The organism is Mycobacterium sp. M23085 (genome assembly GCF_045343915.1).
Taxonomy (GTDB): Bacteria; Actinomycetota; Actinomycetes; order Mycobacteriales; family Mycobacteriaceae; genus Mycobacterium.
This window is the reverse complement of the sequence record NZ_CP174280.1, coordinates 3,691,733-3,714,821: the sequence shown is the minus strand read 5'-3', so window position 1 is coordinate 3,714,821 and position 23,089 is coordinate 3,691,733. Positions and strand designations below refer to the sequence as shown.

The following is a 23,089-nucleotide window of genomic DNA, read 5'->3' as shown; positions in this document are numbered from 1 at the left end:
CTGATGTGCGCTGGCCTCAGCCGGCCGGCGGCGGGGGCATTGGCGGCGCCTCCGGCTGCGGCACGGCGCCCGGCTGCCCCGGTCCGGGCACCGGACCCGGCGGCGGTGGCGGCTGGTTCATGATGAACGGAACCGGCAACGAGCGCAGGTTGCCCAGTTGCACGACGAGGTTGTAGGTGCCCGGGCCGATGGCCGGGCGCGGCAGCGGGCAGTGCGGCGCCGAGCCCATCCCCGTCCAGGTCACCGCGGTGGTCACCTGCTCGCCCGGGGTGAAGGTCTTGATCAGCGTCTCGTTGGACGGCGCGCAGTCCAGATTCGACCACAGTCGCTTGTTGTCCAGCGAGTAGACGTAGGCCGCCAGCACCGCGGCGCCGACGTCGCGCTTGCAGGCCACCAGCCCGATGTTGGTGACGACCATGGTGAACTTGGGCTGATCACCGATGAAGTACTGCGGCGCGTTGGTCAGACCCTTGACTGCCAGCGTCGAGTCCGGGCAGTCGTCGCCCTCCTTCAGCACCGGCGGCGGCTGCACCGCCGCGGTGGGGGTGGGCGTCTCGGGATTTTGCCCCTGCGCCGGGGGCACCACCGGAGCGGGGCCCTCGGGTCCGGCCGGTGGGGGTGCCTGCGGCGCAGGCGATCCCGGTTTGTTCTGAGCGGCAGCGGGTTTGTCGGCATTGGCGGGCTTGGCGCCCGCGTTATGCCCCATGAAGGCGATGACGATGGCGGCCACAATCCCGATCACGACGACCGCGATACCAATGGCCAGGCCTCGGCGCCGCCAATAGATCTCGGTGGGTAGCGGGCCACGCGGTTCCAGATCGAGCACGTTCGCAGCGTAAGCCCAGGTCACATCGATTCGGCTGACCCGCCTCGGCGTGTCGCCGGGTTTGCTGGGCAACCGCCGTGTAGTAGCGCGCGGGTACCCGGGCCTGCCGGGCCGTATTCGCCGCTGTTACTCGCCCAGGTCGCCCGCGTGGTCGGTCAATTCGGCCCGCCCGTCGGCGAGCTGATAGGTGACGCCGGCGATCGCCAGGGTGCCCGCGGCCAACCGCTCGGCGATGATCGTCGACCGGGACGCGAGCTGCGCGACGGTTTCACCGACGTGCCGCTTCTCGAACTCGTCGACGCTGCTCAAGCCGTCGCGACGGCCCACCAGGATCGACGGGGCGACGCGTTCCACCACATCGCGCACGAAGCCGCCGGGTACCGCGCCGTCATCGATCGCTCCCACGGCCGCCTTGACCGCACCGCAGCCGGAGTGGCCGACGACGACGACGAGCGGAACGTTGAGCACCGCCACCGCGTACTCGATGGAGCCCAATACCGCCGCGTCGATCGCCTGACCGGCGGTGCGCACCACGAAGATGTCACCCAGCCCTTGGTCGAAGAGGAGCTCGGCGGCCACCCGGCTGTCCGCGCAGCCGAACACCGCCGCGATCGGCTGCTGGCCCAACGCCAAACTCGCTCGGCGCTCGACACTTTGATGGGGATGCTCGGGACGGCCTGCGACGAATCGCTCGTTACCCTCTTTGAGTGTTTTCCACGCTGTTACCGGACTGGTGTTGGGCATGGCACACATCATGCCGCACGACCGGATGACCGTCTGCGCAAGCGAACTTCTCGATTGGTACGACCGGTCGAGTCGCGATCTGCCGTGGCGGCAGCCCGGGGTGAGCGCCTGGCAGATCCTGGTCAGCGAATTCATGTTGCAGCAGACGCCGGTCTCCCGGGTGCTGCCGATCTGGACCGACTGGGTGCAGCGCTGGCCCACCGCGTCGACCACGGCTGCGGCCAGTACCGCCGACGTGCTGCGCGCCTGGGGCAAGCTGGGTTATCCGCGGCGGGCCATGCGATTACACGAGTGCGCGATCGTGATCGCGCGCGATCACGGCGACGAAGTTCCCCGCGACGTCGACACCCTGCTGACGCTGCCCGGCGTCGGCAGCTACACCGCCCGCGCAATCGCCTGCTTCGCCTACGGCCAGACGGTGCCGGTGGTGGACACCAACGTGCGCCGGGTGGTGACGCGCGTGGTGCACGGCCTGGCCGACGCCGGCGCTCCGTCCGCGGCGCGCGACCACGCCGACGTGTCGGCGCTGCTGCCCGCCGACGGGACGGCGCCGAAGTTTTCCGTCGCGCTGATGGAACTGGGCGCGACGGTGTGTACGGCGCGGGCGCCGCGCTGTGGGCTGTGCCCGCTGGGCCGGTGCGCGTGGCGGCAGGCCGGCTATCCGCCCGCGCAGGGCCCGGCCCGTCGCGTCCAGACCTACGCCGGAACCGACCGTCAGGTCCGCGGCCGGTTGATGGATGTGCTGCGCGCCAACGCTTCTCCGGTGACTCGCGCCGACCTGGATGTGGCATGGCTGGCCGATACGGCGCAGCGCGACCGCGCGCTGTACTCGCTACTGGCCGACGGCTTGGTGACGCAGACGCGCGACGGCCGGTTCGCGCTGGCCGGTGAGGAGTAGCCACGGCACTCCATGCCCGCTGGCAGGTAGGCGAATACTCCCCCTGGTGGACCCCTCCGATGGGTGCCAACGGCGCGAGGTCTGTGCGCTCGACCACACGGTTAAGCCGAGACCGGCTTAAAACATCAACCGGAAGAGCGTGAAGACCTGGTCCCACTGCTGGGTCGACGGGGTTTCCAGCGTCGAATCCAGCACTCGAAACGACCGGGCCAGCGCGATACTCAGCCCGCCGAACAGCTCGGGCAGCAGCCTTTCAGTGTCCTCATCGAATGTGACATCCGCGGGTGGTCGCCGCACCGCCTGGCGCAACAACTCGCGGATCTCCTCGGCCTCGTCGAGCTTGTCGAACTCGCGCATCCGCTCCTGGACGCCTTTGGTGATCGGTAGGTCCTGCGGCACGATCACGTCGCGTCCATTCCACTTCGCCGAGTCCCGTGCGGCGATGGCGATGTCATCGATCTGCTCGTCAACGAACTCCTGGAAGCGCCGCACGTCGTTCTTGCCGATCTTGATGCCGGCGACCGAGCGAAAGAACCGTTCGAACGCCGGCACACCTGATGGATGGGTCATCGGTATACCTCCTGATGATTCGAGCAATGACTACGGTCACGGCGCCCGGGCGCCGTGGGGCCGACTCGGGATCCGGCCGAGATCACAAGGTCATCGCGTGGGCAGGCGGGCAATCGCCCCGACGCAACTGCAGGAACTGTTCGGCCAGCCACACCAGGGCGGGACCATTCGGGTCCACGCCCGAGAGACGATCCAGCATCTGGTGTGCGTCGCCGACGCATTGCACGAGAAAATCGCGCTCTTTCTTTTCAAGGCCGACCTGTGTCGTCATTGTGCGCTCCTGACAAGTCGTCGTGCTGGGCGGCGAGGACCACCGTCCCGAAGTAGTTTGCGCGACCGCGGTGTCCGCACACATGAGCCTCGAGGTACGAGTAACCGGCATTCGGATGGACCTCGCAAGACAATGGGCCGTGCCTGCGCCGCGAGCACCGGCCGTAACGCGACATCATCGACGGCACCCTTGGGCTGGTATCGGTGTAGCTGCGCTGCGCCGGGGAGCGGCCGGGAACCGAGCGAGAACAAAGGCGAATCGCGCGCCGGAGTTCGGTGCCTAGCTGTCGTGAGCCTGGATGCCGGGTATCGTCACCGGGCTGGCGGTAGTTGGGCCAGAAACGACTCGACCGCCTCGCGGTACAAGCTCGGCGCGTCGTCGTGAATCAGGTGACCGGCTTCCGGAGCTTTCAAATACGCTGTGTCGTGGCCTATTTCAGCCATCTCCTGCATCTGACCCTGCGGTGTGACCGAATTGCCGGCCTCGATGAGCAGCGCGGGGGCGCGCACCGCGCGCCACTGCGCCCAGTAGTCCCGGGTGCCCCACTCCGCGGCGATCTCGATCCAGCGCGCGGTGTGACCGTGCAGCCGCCAACCGGTTTCGGTGCGGTCGAAGGCCTCCAGGAAATATTGGCCCGCGACGGGCCCGAATTCGGCGAAAACCTGTTCGGCCGAGGAGAATTCGACTGGAAGCGCGTGTAGCCACGGTTCCCACGGCCCGGTGGTGCGGCCGCGGAAGTCCGGCGCCATGTCCTCGACCACCAGCGCCGAAACCAGATCCGGACGCTCCGCGGCCAGACACCATGAGTGCAGGGCGCCCATCGAGTGTCCGACCATCCGGACCGGCACCGCCAGCGTGCGCACTGCGTCCGCCAGATCGGCCACGAACCGTTCGGTGCTGATCGGGTGCGGGTCGTCGACGTCGCGGCCCCGGTGCCACAACGCGTCGTAGGTGTAGACGGTGCCCAGCCGGGTCAGCCAGGGCAGCTGCCGCGGCCAGGTGGTGCCGCGCCCCATCAGGCCGTGCACCAGCACCAGTGGCTCGCCGTCTCCCCCATGGCAGGTCAGCAGATGGCTGGGCATAGCACCATCTTGCGGGTACCGCCCTGGGCTTGAGCACGCGGATGGTCGGGGTAGCCTAGCGGCATGTCGCCAGTGGTGAAGATCAACGCCATCGAAGTACCCGCCGACGCCGGCCCGGAGCTGGAGAAGCGGTTCGCCCACAGGGCGCACGCCGTCGACAACCAGCCCGGCTTCCTGGGCTTTCAGCTGCTCCGCCCGATCAAGGGTGAAAACCGCTACTTCGTGGTCACTCAGTGGGAGTCCGAGGAGGCATTCCAGGCATGGGCGCAGGGGCCGGCCATCGAAGCGCATTCCGGTGAGCGGGCCAAGCCGGTGGCGACCGGGGCCTCGCTGCTGGAATTCGAGGTTGTGATGGACGTTGCCGGCAACAAGCAGGGTGGCTAGCGGGCTCCCGGCCTGGCGCCGCGCATTGACGCTGAGCGCGGCCGCCGCTTTGGTAGTGACATTGGCGCCCGGTTGCGCCCCCAACCCCTCCCCGCAGGCCAACGCGGCGAATCCGGGACGCCAGATCGACATCCGGACCCCGCCCGGAATCCGGGCTCAGCAGACGTTGGACATGCTCAACTCGGACTGGCCCATCGGGCCGGTCGGCGTCGGGACCCTCGCCGCACCCGACAAGGTCGAGTCGGTGGAGACCACCATGGAGGCGCTGTGGTGGGACCGTCCGTTCACGCTCAACGGGGTCGACCTCGGCGCGAGCGTGGCGACCCTGCACCTCACCTCGTCCTACGGTGCGCGCCAAGACATTCGGATTCACACCGACGACGGCGGCTATGTCGATCATTTCGACCTCGACACCCAGGCGCCCACGATCAACTCGTGGCATGACATCGACGCGGTGTTGAGCAAGACCGGTGCGCGCTACTCGTATCAGGTCGCCAAGGTCAACGACGGGCATTGCGACCCGGTGGCGGGCACCAACACCCGCCAATCCTTGCCGCTGGCATCCATTTTCAAGCTGTACGTGTTGCATGCGCTGGCGGGCGCGATCAAGGACGGCACGGTGTCTTGGGACGACCAGCTGACGGTCACCGAGAAGAGCCGGGCCGTCGGCTCGTCAGGCCTGGCATTGCCGGCCGGGGCGCATGTTTCGGTGCGCACCGCAGCCGAGAAGATGATCGCCACCAGTGACAACATGGCCACCGACTTGCTGATCGGCAGGATGGGCACGCATGCCATCGAGGAAGCGCTGGCCACCGCCGGCCATCACGACCCGGCCAGCATGACGCCGTTCCCCACCATGTACGAGTTGTTCTCGGTGGGCTGGGGCAGGCCCGACCTGCGCGAGCAATGGGAGCACGGGTCACCGCAAGTCCGCGGGCAGTTGCTCGAGCGGGCGAATTCGACGCCCTATGACCCGGATCCGATGCGGGCGCACTCGCCGGCGTCCTCCTATGGCGCGGAGTGGTACGGCAACGCCGAGGACATCTGCCGGGTTCACGCGGCGCTGCAGGCCGACGCCGTCGGCAAGGCCGCACCGGTGCGCGACATCCTGTCCGCGGTCGCGGGTATCCAGCTCGACCACAGCGTCTGGCCGTATATCGGCGCGAAAGCCGGTGGCCTACCGGGCGATCTGACGTTCAGTTGGTACGCCGTGGACAAGACGGGGCAATCATGGGTGGTGAGCTTTCAGCTGACCTGGCCGCGCGATCACGGGCCGACGGTGACCGGCTGGATGCTGAAGATCGCCAAACAGGCCTTCGCGCTGATCGCCCCGCACTGAGCCTCACACGCGCAGCGTCCAGCGGCCGCCCCGGAAATGCATCACGACGCGGCCGACCGGCTGCACGTCGACCCGCCAAAACGAGGCCGGGGCGACGTCCAGCGCCGCCACGATCGCCGCGCGGATCACCGCCGGGTGCGTCACCGCCACCGTGCGTAATGGGTTGGCGGTCAACGATTCCAGCCACCGCGCCACCCGGTGGATGAGATCGGTGATCGACTCACCGCCGTGCGGCGCGGCGCCCGGCTGGCTCAGCCACGCCTCGAGTTCGCCGGGCGTCAGCGCCGCGAGTGCTTGGCCGCGCCACCGTCCGCAATCGAGGTCGGCCAGCCGCGGCTCGGTTTGGGCTTGCAGGCCAAGCAGTTCCGCGGTCTGCCGGGCGCGCTGTTCGGGTCCGCAAAGCGCACGCTGCGCGGCACCGGCGACACCGTCGGCCTCCTCGACCTGGCGACGCCCGATCGCGTTCAGCGGTTCGTCGGCGGGAAAACGGCCGTCCGCCACGGCATCCGTCATGCCATGCGAGAGCATGGTAAGCCGGACGACGTCGGTCACGCCGCGATGCTCGACGCCTGCCCGCCCGGCGCCCGCTCCCCGAGCAGCCGCCCGCTGATGGTCGCGAACACCAGGCCGATGCCAGCCCACAGCACCAGCTGCGTGGCCAGGGACAGCAGCCTGAACTCGTAGAGGACGTCGGCGGGAAATCCCGGATAGACGATCGTGCCTCCGGCATCACGAAGCGGCTCGGGTGTCTCGTCCACGGTCGGCAGCAGCAGCGCCACCACGACGACCGCCACCAGATAGGCTGCCGCCGCAAGCAATTTGGCGTTCCACGCGCCGAACCGGGCGGCGAGGCGCCCGGCCAGCCATACCGCGCCGATTGCCAGCACCACCGACACCAGCACCATCACCAGGTACCAGCCGGTGCGCGTCCCGATCGTGTCGGCCTGCCCAACCGCCGGCGGGTTCGGCGGATATTTCACGAACGGCACCACGTATACGGCGCCGAATGCACCGGCCGCCAAGACCAGCGAAAGCGCTTGCGGCCGGCTGATTTCCATTCGCGCGTAGACGACGCTGAACAGTACGGCGAACAGCGCGCCCATGGCGAGACCGAAGATCAGCACACCGAACCCCAGCCCGGGGCCCGACTGCACGCCGCGGCTGAACAGCTCGGCGCCGTGCTCGTGCACGCCGTGCGCATTCTCGGCGTCGGTGCGGCCGTCCTCAAAAGCGATCGCGCGGCCGATGACGGGCTCGGCGCACAGGCGGGCGAAAACAAACGCCAGCACCGAGCCGACAGCGCCCGCCAGAAGACCGCCCGCGATTAGGCGTTTCTCCACGGGACCGGGTCAGTGGCAGGGGAAGCCGAGGAGGTGCCGTGCGTCGTGCACGAACTCGTGTACGTGCGAGTCGCTGCCGAACAGCGAGACCGCCCCCTGGTCGACGCCGACGAAGTACAGCGCCAGCAACGCGAGGAAGACGGTCGCCGCCAACCAGAGCGCGGTGCGTGCCGCGGACAGATCAACCAATCGGGTGCGGCTGCCGGTGAGCTGCGGGTGGGACACAATCGACTCCTTCTGGGGATAACGCGTCCCCGCTGGGTATGACGAGTCTCGGGTCTGACTTTAGACAGTGGCGCGACCGTTCTGGATTCTCACCAGATTCCGTTACACGTCGATGACAACGGTCAGTCTAAACCCCGCGGTTGGCCGAGCAAACGGTGATCGGTCGCCCCGATCAGCGCAACGAAAACGGGCGGTCAGCCCCGACTGGAACTGACCGCCCGTTTTCTGTTGGTTCGCTACTGTGCGTCCGGCCCCTGGTCGCCGGCGCTGTGCGCTCCGGCTTTGGCCAGGTCCGGCTCGGCCGGCGGCTTGCGGGTTCCGGTGAACGTGAACGTCGCGTCGTCACCGGCGCTTTCGCCGTCCCAGTTGGCCACGTCGACCGTGACGACCTGACCGGGACCGACCTCCTCGAAGAGGATCTTCTCCGAAAGCTGGTCCTCGATCTCACGCTGAATGGTGCGCCGCAGCGGACGCGCACCCAGCACGGGGTCGAAGCCGCGCTTGGCCAATAGTGCCTTGGCCTTGTCCGTCAGCTCGAGGGCCATGTCCTTGGTTTTGAGCTGGGTGGCGACGCGGTTGATCATCAGGTCGACCATCCGGATGATCTCGTCGCGAGTCAGCTGGTGGAAGACGATGATGTCGTCGATGCGGTTGAGGAACTCCGGGCGGAAATGCTTCTTCAGCTCGTCGTTGACCTTCTGCTTCATCCGCTCGTAGTTGTTCTCACCGCCACCCTGGGTGAAGCCCAGGCCCACCGGCTTCGAGATGTCGCCGGTGCCGAGGTTCGAGGTGAAGATCAGCACGGTGTTCTTGAAGTCGACCGTGCGGCCCTGACCGTCGGTGAGCCGACCGTCCTCCAGGACCTGCAACAGGCTGTTGTAGATCTCCTGGTGGGCCTTCTCGATCTCGTCGAACAGCACCACCGAGAACGGCTTGCGCCGCACCTTCTCGGTGAGCTGGCCACCCTCTTCATAGCCGACGTATCCCGGTGGGGCGCCGAACAGCCGCGACGCGGTGAACCGGTCGTGGAACTCACCCATGTCGATCTGGATGAGCGCGTCGTCGTCGCCGAACAGGAAGTTGGCCAGCGCCTTGGACAGCTCGGTCTTACCGACACCGGACGGGCCGGCGAAAATGAACGAACCCGACGGGCGCTTGGGGTCTTTCAGCCCGGCCCGGGTGCGGCGGATCGCCTTCGAGACCGCCCTGACGGCGTCCTCCTGGCCGATGATCCGCTTGTGCAGCTCGTCCTCCATGCGCAGCAGCCGGGTGGTCTCGGCCTCGGTGAGCTTGAACACCGGGATACCGGTCCAGTTACCCAGCACCTCGGCGATCTGCTCGTCGTCGACCTCGGCGACCACATCGAGGTCGCCTGAGCGCCACTGCTTTTCCCGCTCGGCACGCTGGCCCACCAGTTGCTTCTCGCGGTCGCGCAGGCTGGCCGCCTTCTCGAAGTCCTGGGCGTCGATCGCCGATTCCTTCTCCCGGCGCGCCTCGGCGATCTTCTCGTCGAATTCACGCAGGTCTGGCGGCGCAGTCATCCGGCGGATTCGCATCCTGGCGCCGGCCTCGTCGATCAGGTCGATCGCCTTATCGGGCAGGAAGCGGTCGTTGATGTAGCGGTCGGCCAGGGTGGCCGCGGCCACCATCGCGCCGTCGGTGATCGACACCCGGTGGTGCGCCTCGTAACGGTCGCGCAGACCCTTGAGGATCTCGATGGTGTGCTCCACCGTCGGCTCACCCACCTGCACCGGCTGGAAGCGGCGTTCCAGCGCGGCGTCCTTCTCGATGTACTTGCGGTACTCGTCGAGCGTGGTGGCACCGATGGTCTGCAGCTCGCCGCGCGCCAGCTTCGGCTTGAGGATGCTCGCCGCATCGATCGCGCCCTCGGCGGCGCCGGCACCCACCAGGGTGTGCAGCTCGTCGATGAACAGGATGATGTCGCCGCGGGTGTTGATCTCCTTGAGCACCTTCTTCAGGCGCTCCTCGAAATCACCGCGGTAGCGGCTGCCCGCCACCAGCGAACCCAGGTCCAAGGTGTAGAGCTGCTTGTCCTTCAGCGTCTCGGGAACCTGGCCGTGCACGATGGCCTGCGCCAGCCCCTCGACGACGGCGGTCTTGCCGACGCCGGGCTCGCCGATCAGCACCGGGTTGTTCTTGGTGCGCCGGCTCAGCACCTGCATCACCCGCTCGATTTCCTTCTCGCGGCCGATGACCGGGTCCAGCTTGCCTTCCATCGCGGCGGCCGTCAGGTTGCGGCCGAACTGGTCGAGGACCAGCGACGTGGACGGACTGCCGGATTCGCCCCCGCGGCCACCGGTGCCGGCCTCCGCGGCCTCCTTGCCCTGGTAACCGCTCAGCAACTGGATCACTTGCTGGCGCACCCGGGTCAGCTCGGCGCCCAGCTTCACCAGCACCTGCGCGGCCACGCCCTCACCCTCGCGGATCAGGCCCAGCAAAATGTGCTCGGTGCCGATGTAGTTGTGGCCGAGCTGCAGCGCCTCGCGCAGGCTCAGCTCCAGAACCTTCTTGGCGCGCGGCGTGAACGGAATGTGCCCGGACGGGGCCTGCTGGCCCTGGCCGATGATCTCCTCGACCTGGCTGCGAACACCCTCGAGCGAGATGCCCAGCGACTCCAGCGACTTCGCCGCGACGCCTTCACCCTCGTGAATCAAACCCAGCAGGATGTGCTCGGTGCCGATGTAGTTGTGGTTGAGCATCCGGGCCTCTTCTTGCGCCAGGACGACGACCCGCCGTGCTCGGTCGGTAAATCTTTCAAACATCGGGTTACCTGCTCTCCCTCACATCGGTACAAACCTGTTGGCGGCCCCGCTAGAAACCAAGCCGGTTCCCTGTTGGCCGGAATCGCGTACCTGTCTCCACTGTAATGGTCGGCTTGCCAGCGGGCCTAACCTTGCCGTGCTTCTTCGCGGCCGGCTCGGCCAGTCTTTCCGGGGCCAATCTCACCCGCGACTGCCTGCGGCGTTGCTCGCCGTAACTGAAGAAACGCTGCGAAGCTCCATTTCGTTTCCTCAACCGCCCGACGATTGTTTCGCGCCCAGCGAAACGACAAACCGGCGCCCCGGCTTTGCAGCCCGGGCGCCGGTTTGAGGACGGCTAGGTGGCCGCGTGGAAGGCGTCGATAACGTCGGCCGGGATGCGGCCACGCGTCGACACGTTGTGCCCGTTCCGGCGCGCCCACTCGCGGATGGCTGCGCTCTGCTCACGATCGATCGCGCCACGGCCGCGTCCCGAGCCGGAACGCCCACGCCGGCGACCGCCGACGCGGCGGCCGGCCTCCACCCATTGCTTCAGATCCCCGCGCAGTTTCGCGGCATTCTTAGACGAAAGATCAATCTCGTAGGTGACCCCGTCAAGCCCAAATTCCACCGTTTCGTCGGCCGCGCCGGCACCGTCGAAATCATCGACCAAGGTGACGGTCACTTTTTTTGCCATTGGCTTACCCTCGCATTTCATCCTGAGCGGTTACTGAGCAGATCGGATCGGCCTCCCCGGGTCACCAATGTGCCATAACAACGAAGCATACTCAATCTGTACGGAAGCCGCACAGGGGAAACTTTCAACTACGACTGCGGCCGAACAATCGGGAACAAAACTGTCTCTCGAATTGACAGTCCAGTCAATGTCATCAACAACCGGTCGATACCCATTCCCGTTCCGGTACATGGCGGCATCGCATACTCGAGTGCGGCAAGGAAATCCTCGTCCAGCACCATGGCTTCGTCATCGCCGGCGGCGGCCGCGCGGGCCTGAGCCGCAAATCTTTCGCGCTGCACGACGGGATCGTTCAATTCGGAATACCCGGTGGCCAGTTCGATCCCGCGCACATACAAGTCCCACTTCTCGGTCACGCCTGGGATACTGCGGTGCTGACGCGTCAAAGGTGTTGTCTCAACCGGGAAGTCCCTCACGAACGTGGGAGCGACGAGCGTATTGCCCACGGTGTGCTCCCACAGTTCCTCGACAATCTTTCCGTGTCCGTAGCCGCGGTCGGCGGGAATCTCGACGCCCAGCCGATCGGCGATTCTGAGCAGTCGTTCGACAGATGTCTCAGGCGTGATCTCTTCACCGAGTGCCGCCGACAGGGAGGGGTACATTTGAACGGAAGCCCATTCTCCGTCTATGTCGTAGACACTGCCGTCTGGCAGCTGCAGTTGTCGGGTTCCGATCGCCTCATCCGCTACCTCTTGAATAAGCTCACGTGTCACTACTGCCGAATCGTCATACGTTCCGTACGCCTGGTAGGTCTCCAACATGGAGAATTCCGGCGAATGGGTGGAATCCGCACCTTCGTTTCGGAACACGCGATTTAGTTCGAAAACCCGGTCGAACCCACCAACGACGCAGCGCTTGAGGAACAGTTCCGGCGCGATCCTCAAGTAGAGATCGATGTCCAGCGCATTGGAATGCGTGATGAACGGCCGCGCGGCCGCGCCACCGGCCAGCGTCTGCAACATTGGGGTTTCGACTTCGGAAAACCCGCGGCGTTCCAACGCGTTGCGTATCGCACGGATGACGGCGATCCGCTGCCGCGCCACCGTGCGTGCCTGCGGGCGCACGATCAGGTCGACGTAGCGCTGCCGGACCCGCGCCTCTTCGCTCATCTCCTTGTGCGCGACGGGCAGCGGACGCAACGACTTCGACGCCATCTGCCAGGAGTCGGCGAGCACGGACAATTCGCCGCGCCGCGAGCTGATCACGTTGCCGTGCACGTACACGATGTCACCGAGGTCGACGTCGGCCTTCCACGCGTCGAGGGATTGCCGGCCGACCTTGTCGAGGCTGATCATCACCTGCAGGGTGGTGCCGTCACCCTCCTGGAGCGTGGCGAAGCAGAGCTTGCCCGAGTTGCGGGCAAAGATCACCCGGCCCGCCACACCGACGACGTCGTCGGTGGCGGTATCCACGGGCAGGTCGGCGTGGGCGGCGCGGACCTGGGCCAGCGTGTGGGTGCGTTCGACGGCGACCGGGTAGGGGTCGTGCCCCTCGGCGAGCAGCCGAGCGCGCTTATCGCGGCGAATTCGGTACTGCTCGGGAATATCCAGATCGTCGGCACTCACGACGTGCCAGCTTAAAGGACTGGCCTTTGAAGCCGCGCCGACGGCTTTGCCTGCGCTGCGGTGTGACGCCGGTGCGTCAGCGCGCCGGCTTCAGCCGGCCGCGCTGGGCGTCGCGGTTGCGTTCGAAGATCAGCCGTAGTCCGTGCAGGGTCAGGTGCTGATCGTAGTGGCTGACGGTCTGCAGCTCGGGCAGCAGCAGCGGCGCGGTGTGGCCGGTCGCGATGATCGCGACGTCGTCGCCGGCGAAGCCGTCCACGTCCTCGCGGATGCGCCCGACCAGGCCGTCGACCAACCCGGCGAAACCGAACACCGCGCCCGCCTGCATGCATTCGACGGTGTTCTTGCCGACCACCGAACGGGGTCGGGTGAGTTCCACCCGGCGCAGGGCGGCCGAGCGGGCCGCCGCGGCGTCGGAGGACACCTGCAATCCGGGCGCGATGGCGCCGCCGAGGAATTCACCCTTGGCCGACACCACGTCCACGCAGATCGACGATCCGAAGTCGATGACGATGGCGGGGCTGTTGAACCGGTGGAAAGCCGCCAGGCAGTTCACGATTCGGTCGGCGCCGACTTCCTTGGGATTGTCGACGAGTAGCGGGATGCCGGTGCGCACCCCCGGCTCGATCAGCACGTGGGGCACCTTTGGCCAGTACTGGTCGAGCATCAGCCGCACCTCGTGCAGCACCGAGGGCACGGTGGACAACGCCGCGGCGCCGGTGAGCCGTTCGGAGTCGTCGCCGATCAGACCGTCGATGGTCAGCGCCAATTCGTCGGCGGTGATTTCCGCTTCGGTGCGAATCCGCCATTGCTGCACGACGTTTGCGTGCTCTTTGGAGCCCGATATCAGCCCGACGACGGTGTGGGTGTTACGGACGTCGATCGCCAGCAGCACGGCTACCGCGCAACGATCCGGGGATCCAGTAACTCGGCTGCGTCGGATATGTCCAAGGGCACGAATGCCGGGTCGTGGCCGAGGTCGACCGGCTTGTTGCCCGCGTCAACGAAGACGATGCGCGGCTGGTACGACCGCGCCTCCGCCTCTTCCATGGTGCCGTAGGCGATCAGGATCACCAGGTCACCGGGGTGAACGAGATGCGCCGCCGCACCGTTGATTCCGATCACACCGCTACCACGTTCCCCGGTGATCGCGTAGGTGACCAGCCGGGCGCCGTTGTCGATGTCGACGATGGTGACCTGTTCGCCCTCGAGCAGATCCGCGGCGTCCATCAGATCGGCGTCGATGGTCACCGAGCCGACGTAGTGCAGGTCGGCCTGCGTGACGGTGGCCCGGTGGATCTTCGACCTGAGCATCGTCCGTAACATCAATTCCTCCAAGGTGATTGGGCGTATTCGTGACCGTCCGGCCCAGCGGTGCCGGCGGGTGTTTCGATCTGCATCTCGATGTTGTCCAGCAGCCTGGTGGTGCCCAGCCGGGCCGCCACCAGCAGCCGGGCCGAACCGTGGGCGGGCGCCGGGCCCAGCCCGGCGTCGCGCAGCTCGAGGTAGTCGACGGTCAGGTCGGGCACGGCGTCGAGCACCGCGCCGGCTGCCGCCAGCGCGGCCGCGGCGCCGTGGTGCGCGGCGTGCGCGCCGGCCGTCAGCGCCGCCGAAAGTGTCACGGCCAGTTCGCGTTGCGTGGGGTCCAGGTAGCGGTTGCGCGACGACATCGCCAGGCCGTCGGGTTCCCGGACGGTGGGCACCCCGATCACCTGGACGTCGATGTTGAGGTCGGCAACCATCTGGCGGACCATCACCAGCTGCTGATAGTCCTTCTCGCCGAAGAAGATCCGGTCGGGTCGCACGATCTGCAGCAGCTTGCACACGACGGTGAGCATGCCGGCGAAATGAGTCGGCCGGACAGCGCCCTCCAGCTCGGCGGCCAGCGGGCCCGGTTGCACGGTGGTGCGCAGACCATCGGGATACATCGCGGCGGCCGTCGGGGTGAAGACGATCTCGACGCCTTCGGAGCGCAGCAGTGCGACGTCCTCGTCGAGGGTCCGGGGGTAGGCGTCCAGGTCCTCGCCGGCGCCGAACTGCAGCGGGTTGACGAAGATCGACACCACAACCACCGCGCCGGGCACCCGTTTGGCCGCCCGCACCAGCGCCAGGTGCCCGTCATGCAGCGCGCCCATGGTGGGCACCAACATCACCCGGCGCCCGGTGTGGCGCAGGGCGCGGCTGACGTCGGCGACATCGCGCGGCGCGGAGTAGACGTTGAGTTCGCCCCCCGTGAAGGCCGGTGGCCTGCCGGGTCTCATGGCGCCAGCACCTCCACGACGTCCTTGGGGGCGTGCGCGCGCTGGGCTGTCCGCAGAGCGTTCACCCGGTAGGCCTGCGCCACCTCCGGCCCGACCCGATTCAGCGCGGCGAGATGCGCCGCGACCGCGGCCGCGTCGCCGCGCGCGACCGGACCGGTCAGCGCGGCCTGCCCGCGTTGCAGAGTGTTCTCCAGCGCGGCCCTGGCCAGCGGCCCGATGATGCGTTCGGCGATGCCACCCGGCTGGTCGTCGACGGACTGTTGACCGAGCAGTTCGCTGCCGCGCAGCGCGGCACGCAGCGCGTCGAGCGCGTCGGCGAGCACGGTCACGATGTGGTTGCCGGCGTGGGCCAGCGCGGCGTGGTACAGCACCCGGGCGTCCTCGGCGACGCAGAACGGTTCGCCGCCCATCTCCAAAACCAGCGACTGCCCGATCGCGTATCCGATCTCGTCGGCGGCGGTGACGCCGAAGCAGGAATCCGCCAGCCGGCTGATGTCTTCGTCGGAGCCGGTGAACGTCATGGCCGGGTGGATCGCCAGCGGGATACAGCCGTCCCGGGCCAGCGGCTCGAGAATGCCGATCCCGTTGGCGCCGGACGTATGGACCACGATGGTTCCGGGCCGCACCGCCGACGTCGCGGCCAACCCGGAAACCAGGCCGGCAAGTTCGCTGTCGGGAACCGCGAGCAGCAGCAGCTCGGCACCGGCCGCCACATCCGGCGGCGTCGCCACCGGCGTGTCGGGCAACCGGCGCTGAGCGCGCTGCCGCGACGCATGGGAGATGGCACTGCACGCCACCACCACATGGTCCGCGCGCTCCAGCGCGACACCGAGGGCGGTGCCGACCCGGCCGGCCGAGATGATTCCCACCTTGAGCCGAGCGGGGCGCAAACCGTCGAACTGCCCCATCGCAGACGACCTCACAGATATCTTGTTTCGTTCCGGTCCCACCTGGTGGGTACCGTTCGGTCACTACGACTGTAGTCGATTACCAGGCGTTACCCAATGTGAGCAAGCTCCCAGCTCAGTCTTCGCGGCGACGTCGCCGGCCGCCCTCGGAGGGCTGCACCTGTAGGCGAGCCAGCAGATCGGCCACCGACTGAGCGCCGGTGGAGGTGCCTTCCGTGGTGCTGTCGGCGGCGTCTTGCTGCGGGTCACCGCCGTGCCGAGGCGCTTGCTCCGGTGCCGGCGGCGGAGCCAGGCGTGGCGGCGGGGGCGCGCCGGCGGACGGGCCCGGGTGCACCGGCGGGGCCGGTGGCGGGGGTGGGGGCGTCGCCGCGGCCGGCGCAGGTCCGTCCGGCGGCTCGTCGGCGGGCGAGAAGCTCCGCGCCCCGTAGTCGCGGTACTCCGCCGAGTGGCGCGACCGCGCCCGGCGCCCCGAGTCGTCGTACGGCGGCGGCACCGGCTCAACGGGCTGGCCATTCCAGGCTTCGTCGGCGCCGGAATGCCGGGCGCGTCGCCGTCCACCGGCCGAATCCGCCGGGGAATCGGCGCCGGTCCAATTGCTGCCCGGGGTGCCGGGCGGCAACCACAGGCCATTCGCGGCGGCCGGCTGCCAACCCTGGCCAGGCCAGTGCGCCTGGGGTCGTTGCGGTTCCGGCGCGGGCTCTGGTTCGGGCTGGGCTTCGGGTTCCGGCCGGGGCTCCGGTTGGAACTGTGTCGTCGGCGCGGGCGGCGGTTGCTGACGGGGCTCGAATCGAGGCTGCGCCGGGTAGGGAGACTCCTCGGCGTAGGACGGTTGTTCGGCGTACGCCGGATCCGGTCCCGGTTCGTACTGGTAGCGGTCCCGCTCCCGCCGGGGAGGCGGCTGCTGGCGCGGCGGGATCAGCGGCTCTTCGGGCACGTCGATGATGGCGTCGTCGGCGCGGCCGGCGCCGTCTTGCGGCACCGAGGTCAGCCGGTCGCTGGACACCCAATCGACGGGGGTGCCGCGCGGGGTTTCGCCGTTGCGCTCCCACTCGCTGTACGCGCGCTCCGGTTGCGGCTCGGCCTCGGGGGTGCCGCCGAGGGCCGGGCGGTGCGCGAGGTCGGTGTCGAACAGGATTTCCAGGCTGGTTCGCAGGGCGGAGAGCTCCGCGCGCAACTCGGCCAGGTCGTCGGCGGCCTGGGCGCGCAGCTCGGAGGCCAGCTCGCGACGCAGCTGCGACTCCACGGTCAGTTCGTACTCACGCCGGGCCGAGATCTCCCGGTCCAGCTGCAGGTCGTAGACGAGCTTGAGGTCGCGGACCCGGGACTGGTCGGCATCACTCTGGCGGCGATACAGCACGGAAACGAAGGCGCCGGCGACTGCGGCCCACAGCGCCAGGATTACAGCGAGCTTGAGAAGTTCCACCCGATTGGTGAAAACCAGTGCGGAACTGGCCCCAATCGCGAGGACCAGCAACGCGGTCAAGAGCACCCATCCCGGCCTGCGGCCGCCGCGCCGCATCCGGGCGCCGCGGGACAGAACGGTCATGGCCTGAGAGTACCTGTGCGAGGTCAATCCGCGTGTCGCGCGGCTCCGGCGATTCTCGCGAGGGTTGCCGGCTGGGGCGCGAGAGCCGACCGCCCCCGCCCTGCGGCAATCCCGGCGGGCGGGCTAGCTTTCCGCACCCTCGCCGTGCTCAGTCGGATCCTGCGGCGACTTGCAGCAATGTTGCAGCCACAGCGCGGCAACCAGCAGCGCCAGCGCGCTGACGGCCGCCACCACAGTCCCCGAGGTGTCCTCGGCGGCGGCACGCAACCACGACTTGCGCGGCAGGAAGTACACCAGGATGCCAACCCACCAGCCCAGCATCGTCGCGCCCACCCAGGCCGAGGCCTTGGCGACCATCAGGCTGCGCGCCACCGCCAGCGGGTGCAGCCAACCCGGGCCGGATCCGATTTCGCCCTCGCTGATCCGGGCGCGCACGTACCGCGCCCACAGCGCCTCGACGACCGCCACCGCCAGCAGCGACAGCCCGGTCCACACCGTGATCGGCGGAAACCACCGGTAAAGGCCCTTGACCAGCAGGTACCCGACCACCGCGGCGCCGACCACCGCGACGGTCAGGTCACGCTTGCGGGTGGGTCCCATCAGGCCGTCGGCTCCCGATCGCCCGGCGGCTTCCCGTTCGGCCGAAGCGTCAGTCCGGTCGGCCGCACGCCGTCCCGGTCGGCCGCCTCCAGCTGGCCGAGCAGGGCGGCAACCGGTTGCGGCCCGTCGGCCAGCGTCAGCCGCGCGTCCGGGTCGATATCCAGCCACGGGATGAGCACGAACGCCCGTAGGTGGGCCAGCGGGTGCGGCAACGTCAGGTTGTTCTCCCGGGAGATCAGCTCGGTGGGTCCGTAGCAGGCGATCAGGTCGACGTCGAGGGTGCGCGGGCCCCAGCGCTCGCCGCGCACCCGGCCCGCCTCCCGCTCGAACTCCTGCGCCCGGCGCAGCCAGCCCTGCCCGTCGCAGGCCGGGTCGTCGGCGATCAGCACCGCGTTGAGGAACGGCGCCTGGTCCACCCGGCCCCAAGGGTCGGTCTCGTACACCGGTGACACGGCGAGCACCTTGTCCCCCAGCCCGTCGACGACCGACTGCAGCCGCGCCAGCCGGTCGCCCAGGTTGGAACCGATGGACAGCACCACTCTGGTCATGGCAGCCGCTCTCCGCCGGCCGAGCCGGCGCCGTCGTCACGTGTCATAGCGTCCCGCCTGCCGGGACCACCGAACCGCGGCCGCCGCGGCGCGAGCGGCGCACCACCACCGCGACGTCGGCGAACTGCTGGGGGATCGGAGCCTGGGGCTTGTGCACCACCACCTCGACGGCGTGCACGCGCTGGTCGTCCATCACCTGGTCGGCGATCTGGGCTCCGACGGTTTCGATCAGATTGCGGGCGGGCCCGGCCACCACGTCGGCCGCCAATCGGGCCAGCGCGGCGTAGTCGTAGGTGTCGGCAAGTTCGTCGCTGGCCGCCGCGCCGGCCAGGTCGATCCACACGGTGATGTCGACGACGAAGTCCTGACCGTTGGCGCGCTCGTGGTCGAAAACTCCGTGTTGACCGCGAACCTTCAACCCGCGCAATTCGATTCGATCAGCCATTGTCTCCAGCCAGTTCAGTGTGCGACCCGTCGGTCCAGGCCGCTACGACCTTGACCGCATCGACCGTGGCCCGCACGTCGTGCACCCGCACCCCCCAGGCCCCGTGTAATGCGGCCAGCGCGGAAACCACCGCGGTGGCGGTCTCACGCCCATCGGGCGGACGCGGGGAACCGTCGGGCCCGGCTAACAACGTACCGAGGAACCGTTTGCGCGATGCACCCAGGAGCACCGGGATGCCGGTGGCGACCAACTGCGGCAGGGCATGCAGCAGGGCCCAATTGTGTTGTCCCGTCTTGGCGAAACCCAATCCGGGATCGATCATCAGCTGACCGGGGTCGACACCGGCGGACACCGCGGCGTCCACGCTGGCCAGCAGCTCGTCACGCACCTCGGCGACCACGTCGTGGTACTGCGGCGCGGCGTGCGGCCGCTCGGCCGATACCGATCGCCAATGCATCAGCACCCAGGGCACCTTCGCGTCGGCCAGCAGCGGCGCCATCGCGGGATCGACGCGGCCGCCGGACACGTCGTTGACGATCCGCGCTCCGGCGCACAGCGCCGCCCGCGCGACATCGGCGTGCATGGTGTCGATGCTGACGGTAACGCCCTGTGCCGCAAGGTCTTTGATGACGGGGATGACTCGAGACGTTTCGACGCGCGGATCGATCCGGGTGGCGCCGGGCCGGGTCGACTCTCCCCCGACGTCAATGATGTCGGCGCCGTCGGCGACCAGGGCCAAACCCTGCGCGACGGCCTTGTCGGGGTCCAGATAGCGGCCGCCGTCGGAGAACGAATCGTCAGTGACGTTCAGAACTCCCATTACCTGCACAGGCGCCAGGCTCACTTACGCAGGATCAGGTCGAGCGCTTCGGCTCGAGAAGCTGCGTTGGTTTTGAACAGACCGCGCACCGCCGAGGTGGTGGTCACCGCGCCGGGCTTGCGGACCCCGCGCATCGCCATGCACAGATGCTCGGCCTCGACCACGACGATCACGCCGCGCGGATTGAGCTTTTTCACCAGCGCGTCGGCGATCTGGCTGGTGAGTCGCTCTTGTACCTGGGGTCGCTTCGAGTACAGGTCGACCAGCCGCGCGATCTTCGACAGGCCGGTGACCCTGCCGTCGTTGCCCGGGATGTAGCCGACATGGGCCACCCCGTGGAACGCCACCAAGTGGTGCTCGCACGTGGAGTACAACGGGATTTCCTTGACGAGCACCAGCTCGTCGTGATCCTCGTCGAACATGGTGTTCAACACGCTGTCGGGATCGGTGTAGAGCCCGGCGAACATCTCGCGATAGGCGCGGGCGACGCGCGCCGGCGTTTCCCGCAGGCCGTCCCGGTCGGGGTCTTCGCCGATCGCGTGCAGCAGCTCACGGACCGCGGCCTCGGCGCGGTCCTGATCGAACACCCGCGTCGTGGGCGTCGCAGTATCCGGCCCCGAACCGTTTATGGCCATCGAATCCTCCGTTTGCTCAGCCGTGGGCCGGCGGGTTGGACCGGCTCACGTCGTCATCCTGCCGCTCGGGCGAGGCACCCTCCGGGGCGGGTTGGCCGGGCGGCGGATACGGCGGGTACGGCGGGTAGGCGGGGCGCGCCTGACCGGGGTGACCCGCGCCGCCCTGGTGACCGGGATAACTTTGCTGACCACCCGGGTGACCCTGCTGTCCGGGGTAGCCCTGCGGGCCGGGGTAACCGCGGGCCGGTTGCTGCCAGTAGGGCTGCTGCCCCGAATGCGCGGGCGGATGCCAGTAAGTGGGCTGTTGCTGCTGCGGTGGCCATCCCGGCGCACGCCAGCCGGCCGGGGCGCCGTAGTCGGGTTGGGTAGGCCCCTGCGGCTCGCCCTGACGGTTACCGCTGCCTTGCCCACCATGAGAACCGTTGCCGCCGTTGGCGTTTCGATCAGCCTCCACCCGGGCGGCTTCGCTGGCCCGCGCGATGGCCGCCTTGAAGGCCGGCTCGGGGGTGGGCGGCGGCCAGGGCTCGCCGCGCTCGATGGCCAACTCGCCGGGCGTCTTGATCGGCGGTTTGTCCGACGGGATGCGGCCGCCGAAGTCGTCGAACATGGTGAGCCGGGGCCGCTTTTCTACGCCGGAGAAGATGCTCTCCAGCTCGGCCCGGTGCAGGGTTTCCTTTTCCAGCAGCTGGCCGGCCAGGATGTCAAGTATGTCGCGGTATTCGGTGAGGATCTCCCACGCTTCGGTGTGGGCGGCCTCGATCAGCTTGCGGATCTCGTCGTCGATATCGCGCGCGACCTCGTGTGAATAGTCCGCCTGCGTTCCCATGGTGCGGCCCAAGAACGGGTCGCCGTGTTCCGAACCGTATTTGACGGCACCGAGTTTGGAGCTCATGCCGAATTCGGTGACCATCGCGCGCGCGATCTTGGTCGCCTGCTCGATGTCGGACACCGCGCCGGTCGTCGGCTCCCGGAAGACCAGCTCTTCGGCGGCGCGTCCACCCATGGCGAACACCAACTGCGCGATCATCTCCGAGCGGGTCCGCAGGCCCTTGTCTTCCTCGGGTACCGCCACCGCGTGCCCGCCGGTCCGGCCCCGGGCCAGGATCGTCACCTTGTATATCGGCTCGATATCGGGCATCGCCCAGGCCGCCAGGGTGTGCCCGCCCTCGTGGTAGGCGGTGATCTTCTTTTCCTGCTCGCTGATGATCCGGCCCTTGCGGCGCGGCCCGCCGATCACCCGGTCGACCGCCTCCTCCAGCGCGGCGCTGGTGATAACGGTGCCGTTCTCGCGGGCGGTCAGCAGCGCCGCCTCGTTGATGACGTTGGCCAGGTCGGCACCCGTCATCCCGACGGTCCGCTTGGCCAGTCCGGCGAGGTCGGCGTCCGGGCCGATCGGCTTGCCCTTGGAGTGCACTTCCAGCACCGCTTTGCGGCCCGCCAGGTCCGGGTTGGACACCGGGATCTGGCGGTCGAAGCGGCCCGGGCGCAGCAGCGCCGGGTCCAGGATGTCCGGCCGGTTGGTGGCCGCGATCAGGATGACGCCGGCGCGCGGGTCGAAGCCGTCCATTTCCACCAGCAGCTGGTTCAGCGTCTGCTCGCGCTCGTCGTGGCCGCCGCCCAGGCCCGCGCCGCGTTGGCGGCCCACCGCGTCGATCTCGTCGACGAAGATGATGCACGGGTTGTTCTGCTTGGCCTGTTCGAACAGGTCGCGCACCCGGGAGGCTCCGACACCGACGAACATCTCGACGAAGTCGGAGCCCGAAATCGTGAAGAACGGAACTCCCGCCTCTCCGGCGACCGCGCGGGCCAGCAGCGTCTTACCGGTGCCCGGCGGCCCGTACAGCAGCACGCCCTTGGGGATCTTGGCGCCCAGGGCCTGGTAGCGGCCGGGGTTTTGCAGGAAGTCCTTGATCTCGTAAAGCTCCTCGACCGCCTCGTCGACGCCGGCGACGTCGGCGAACGTGGTCTTGGGCATGTCCTTGGAAAGCTGCTTGGCGCGTGACTTGCCGAACCCGAAGCCCATCCGGGCGCCGCCCTGCATGCGGGAGAACATCACGAACAGCCCCACCAGCAGCAGCAGCGGCAGGACGTAGACCAGCAGCTCGCCCAGGATGCTGCCCTGGTTGACGACGGTGCTGACCTTCGCGTTCTTGGCGCTCAGCGCATTGAACAGGTCCACCGCGTAGCCGCTGGGAAACTTGGTGATGACCTTGTCGGAATTGTCGGTGTCCCCATTGCCCTTTTTCAGGGTCAATCGCAGTTGCTGTTCCCGGTCGTCGATTTGTGCGCTTTTGACGTTGTCGCCGTTGATCTGGGACATCGCCACGGACGTGTCGACCGGCTTATAGCCGCGGGTGTCGTCGCTGAAGTAGAAGAACGACCAACCGAGCAGCACCACGACAGCAATTGCCGTGATGGTGCGAATAACGTTTTTCCGGTTCATCAATCATCGGCCTTGTCGGCCAGGTCCTTCCCCGATATACACGCAGCTGGAAAAGTCCAGGCTACCGCTAGCGGCGATCGCCAGCTCCGGCAGAGCCGGGGCGCAGCGGGTCGCCGCCATCGTGCC

The 23,089-nt window shown here is 68.1% G+C and carries 25 protein-coding genes; 3 read left to right on the top strand and 22 right to left on the bottom strand.

The features are described 5' to 3' along the window. Window positions 1-16 precede the first annotated feature (16 nt). Both ACIUM1_RS17295 and ACIUM1_RS17290 read right to left on the bottom strand, forming a co-directional pair. Window positions 17-826, bottom strand: coding sequence for a hypothetical protein (locus ACIUM1_RS17295; protein WP_406813851.1), 810 nt, complete (start codon window positions 824-826; stop codon window positions 17-19). Window positions 827-952: 126 nt separating this feature from the next. Further along, window positions 953-1,570, bottom strand: coding sequence for a carbonic anhydrase (locus tag ACIUM1_RS17290; protein ID WP_406813850.1), 618 nt, complete (start codon window positions 1,568-1,570; stop codon window positions 953-955). On the opposite strand from ACIUM1_RS17290, the gene ACIUM1_RS17285 reads away from it, so the two are divergent. After that, a complete protein-coding gene (locus ACIUM1_RS17285) occupies window positions 1,569-2,468 on the top strand; it encodes an A/G-specific adenine glycosylase (RefSeq protein ID WP_406813849.1) in 900 nt (299 codons plus the stop codon). The two genes, ACIUM1_RS17290 and ACIUM1_RS17285, sit on opposite strands and share 2 nt — an antisense overlap. A gap of 117 nt (window positions 2,469-2,585) precedes the next feature. On the opposite strand, the gene ACIUM1_RS17280 is transcribed toward ACIUM1_RS17285, so the two are convergent. The 3 genes from ACIUM1_RS17280 to ACIUM1_RS17270 form a co-directional block, all read right to left on the bottom strand. Next, the gene (locus tag ACIUM1_RS17280; protein WP_406813848.1) at window positions 2,586-3,038 is read right to left on the bottom strand and encodes a DUF1931 family protein; all 453 of its coding nucleotides are present in this window, start codon (window positions 3,036-3,038) and stop codon (window positions 2,586-2,588) included. A gap of 82 nt (window positions 3,039-3,120) precedes the next feature. Next, entirely contained in the window at window positions 3,121-3,309 is a 189-nt protein-coding gene (locus tag ACIUM1_RS17275) for a hypothetical protein (RefSeq protein WP_406813847.1), read from the bottom strand. 311 nt (window positions 3,310-3,620) lie between these two features. Continuing rightward, the gene (locus tag ACIUM1_RS17270) at window positions 3,621-4,391 is read right to left on the bottom strand and encodes an alpha/beta fold hydrolase (protein ID WP_406813846.1); all 771 of its coding nucleotides are present in this window, start codon (window positions 4,389-4,391) and stop codon (window positions 3,621-3,623) included. 63 nt (window positions 4,392-4,454) lie between these two features. Here ACIUM1_RS17270 and mhuD point away from each other — a divergent pair, with 63 nt between their 5' ends. Together mhuD and ACIUM1_RS17260 are read left to right on the top strand one after the other, a co-directional pair. After that, window positions 4,455-4,775, top strand: a complete 321-nt coding sequence (gene mhuD, locus ACIUM1_RS17265) for a mycobilin-forming heme oxygenase MhuD (protein ID WP_406813845.1) — start codon at window positions 4,455-4,457, stop codon at window positions 4,773-4,775. Continuing rightward, window positions 4,750-6,114, top strand: coding sequence for a serine hydrolase (locus tag ACIUM1_RS17260; RefSeq protein ID WP_406813844.1), 1,365 nt, complete (start codon window positions 4,750-4,752; stop codon window positions 6,112-6,114). The genes mhuD and ACIUM1_RS17260 overlap by 26 nt, the downstream gene beginning before the upstream one ends. A gap of 3 nt (window positions 6,115-6,117) precedes the next feature. On the opposite strand, the gene ACIUM1_RS17255 is transcribed toward ACIUM1_RS17260, so the two are convergent. From ACIUM1_RS17255 to ftsH, 17 genes are all read right to left on the bottom strand, one after another. Next, window positions 6,118-6,666, bottom strand: coding sequence for a histidine phosphatase family protein (locus ACIUM1_RS17255; protein ID WP_406813843.1), 549 nt, complete (start codon window positions 6,664-6,666; stop codon window positions 6,118-6,120). Then, on the bottom strand, window positions 6,663-7,454 hold the full coding sequence (locus ACIUM1_RS17250) for a CbtA family protein (protein ID WP_406813842.1): 792 nt from the start codon (window positions 7,452-7,454) through the stop codon (window positions 6,663-6,665). The genes ACIUM1_RS17255 and ACIUM1_RS17250 overlap by 4 nt, the downstream gene beginning before the upstream one ends. Window positions 7,455-7,463: 9 nt before the next feature. Next, entirely contained in the window at window positions 7,464-7,679 is a 216-nt protein-coding gene (locus tag ACIUM1_RS17245; RefSeq protein WP_406813841.1) for a CbtB-domain containing protein, read from the bottom strand. A 236-nt stretch (window positions 7,680-7,915) separates the two neighbouring features. Beyond that, window positions 7,916-10,462 (bottom strand): ATP-dependent protease ATP-binding subunit ClpC, encoded by a 2,547-nt coding sequence (clpC1, locus tag ACIUM1_RS17240; RefSeq protein ID WP_406813840.1) that lies wholly within the window; start codon window positions 10,460-10,462, stop codon window positions 7,916-7,918. A gap of 334 nt (window positions 10,463-10,796) precedes the next feature. Beyond that, entirely contained in the window at window positions 10,797-11,135 is a 339-nt protein-coding gene (gene lsr2 / locus ACIUM1_RS17235) for a histone-like nucleoid-structuring protein Lsr2 (protein WP_008263502.1), read from the bottom strand. 128 nt (window positions 11,136-11,263) lie between these two features. Continuing rightward, entirely contained in the window at window positions 11,264-12,760 is a 1,497-nt protein-coding gene (lysS, locus tag ACIUM1_RS17230) for a lysine--tRNA ligase (protein WP_406813839.1), read from the bottom strand. A 76-nt stretch (window positions 12,761-12,836) separates the two neighbouring features. After that, complete coding sequence (locus ACIUM1_RS17225) at window positions 12,837-13,652, bottom strand: type III pantothenate kinase (RefSeq protein WP_406813838.1); 816 nt, start codon at window positions 13,650-13,652, stop codon at window positions 12,837-12,839. A 2-nt stretch (window positions 13,653-13,654) separates the two neighbouring features. Beyond that, entirely contained in the window at window positions 13,655-14,083 is a 429-nt protein-coding gene (panD, locus tag ACIUM1_RS17220; RefSeq protein ID WP_406813837.1) for an aspartate 1-decarboxylase, read from the bottom strand. After that, window positions 14,083-15,018, bottom strand: coding sequence for a pantoate--beta-alanine ligase (gene panC / locus ACIUM1_RS17215; protein ID WP_406813836.1), 936 nt, complete (start codon window positions 15,016-15,018; stop codon window positions 14,083-14,085). The genes panD and panC overlap by 1 nt, the downstream gene beginning before the upstream one ends. After that, complete coding sequence (locus ACIUM1_RS17210) at window positions 15,015-15,926, bottom strand: Rossmann-like and DUF2520 domain-containing protein (protein ID WP_406813835.1); 912 nt, start codon at window positions 15,924-15,926, stop codon at window positions 15,015-15,017. The genes panC and ACIUM1_RS17210 overlap by 4 nt, the downstream gene beginning before the upstream one ends. Before the next feature lie 115 nt (window positions 15,927-16,041). Further along, on the bottom strand, window positions 16,042-17,472 hold the full coding sequence (locus ACIUM1_RS17205; RefSeq protein WP_406813834.1) for a DUF6779 domain-containing protein: 1,431 nt from the start codon (window positions 17,470-17,472) through the stop codon (window positions 16,042-16,044). 123 nt (window positions 17,473-17,595) lie between these two features. Further along, complete coding sequence (locus tag ACIUM1_RS17200) at window positions 17,596-18,072, bottom strand: DUF3180 domain-containing protein (protein WP_406813833.1); 477 nt, start codon at window positions 18,070-18,072, stop codon at window positions 17,596-17,598. Beyond that, on the bottom strand, window positions 18,072-18,620 hold the full coding sequence (folK, locus tag ACIUM1_RS17195) for a 2-amino-4-hydroxy-6-hydroxymethyldihydropteridine diphosphokinase (protein WP_406813832.1): 549 nt from the start codon (window positions 18,618-18,620) through the stop codon (window positions 18,072-18,074). Before folK ends, ACIUM1_RS17200 begins: the two co-directional genes overlap by 1 nt. Window positions 18,621-18,663: 43 nt before the next feature. Then, window positions 18,664-19,065, bottom strand: a complete 402-nt coding sequence (folB, locus tag ACIUM1_RS17190; protein WP_406813831.1) for a dihydroneopterin aldolase — start codon at window positions 19,063-19,065, stop codon at window positions 18,664-18,666. Next, entirely contained in the window at window positions 19,058-19,909 is an 852-nt protein-coding gene (gene folP, locus ACIUM1_RS17185) for a dihydropteroate synthase (protein ID WP_406813830.1), read from the bottom strand. Before folP ends, folB begins: the two co-directional genes overlap by 8 nt. Beyond that, window positions 19,906-20,520 (bottom strand): GTP cyclohydrolase I FolE, encoded by a 615-nt coding sequence (gene folE / locus ACIUM1_RS17180; RefSeq protein ID WP_406813829.1) that lies wholly within the window; start codon window positions 20,518-20,520, stop codon window positions 19,906-19,908. The genes folP and folE overlap by 4 nt, the downstream gene beginning before the upstream one ends. A gap of 16 nt (window positions 20,521-20,536) precedes the next feature. Then, window positions 20,537-22,963, bottom strand: coding sequence for an ATP-dependent zinc metalloprotease FtsH (gene ftsH / locus ACIUM1_RS17175; protein WP_406813828.1), 2,427 nt, complete (start codon window positions 22,961-22,963; stop codon window positions 20,537-20,539). Between the last annotated feature and the right edge of the window lie 126 nt (window positions 22,964-23,089).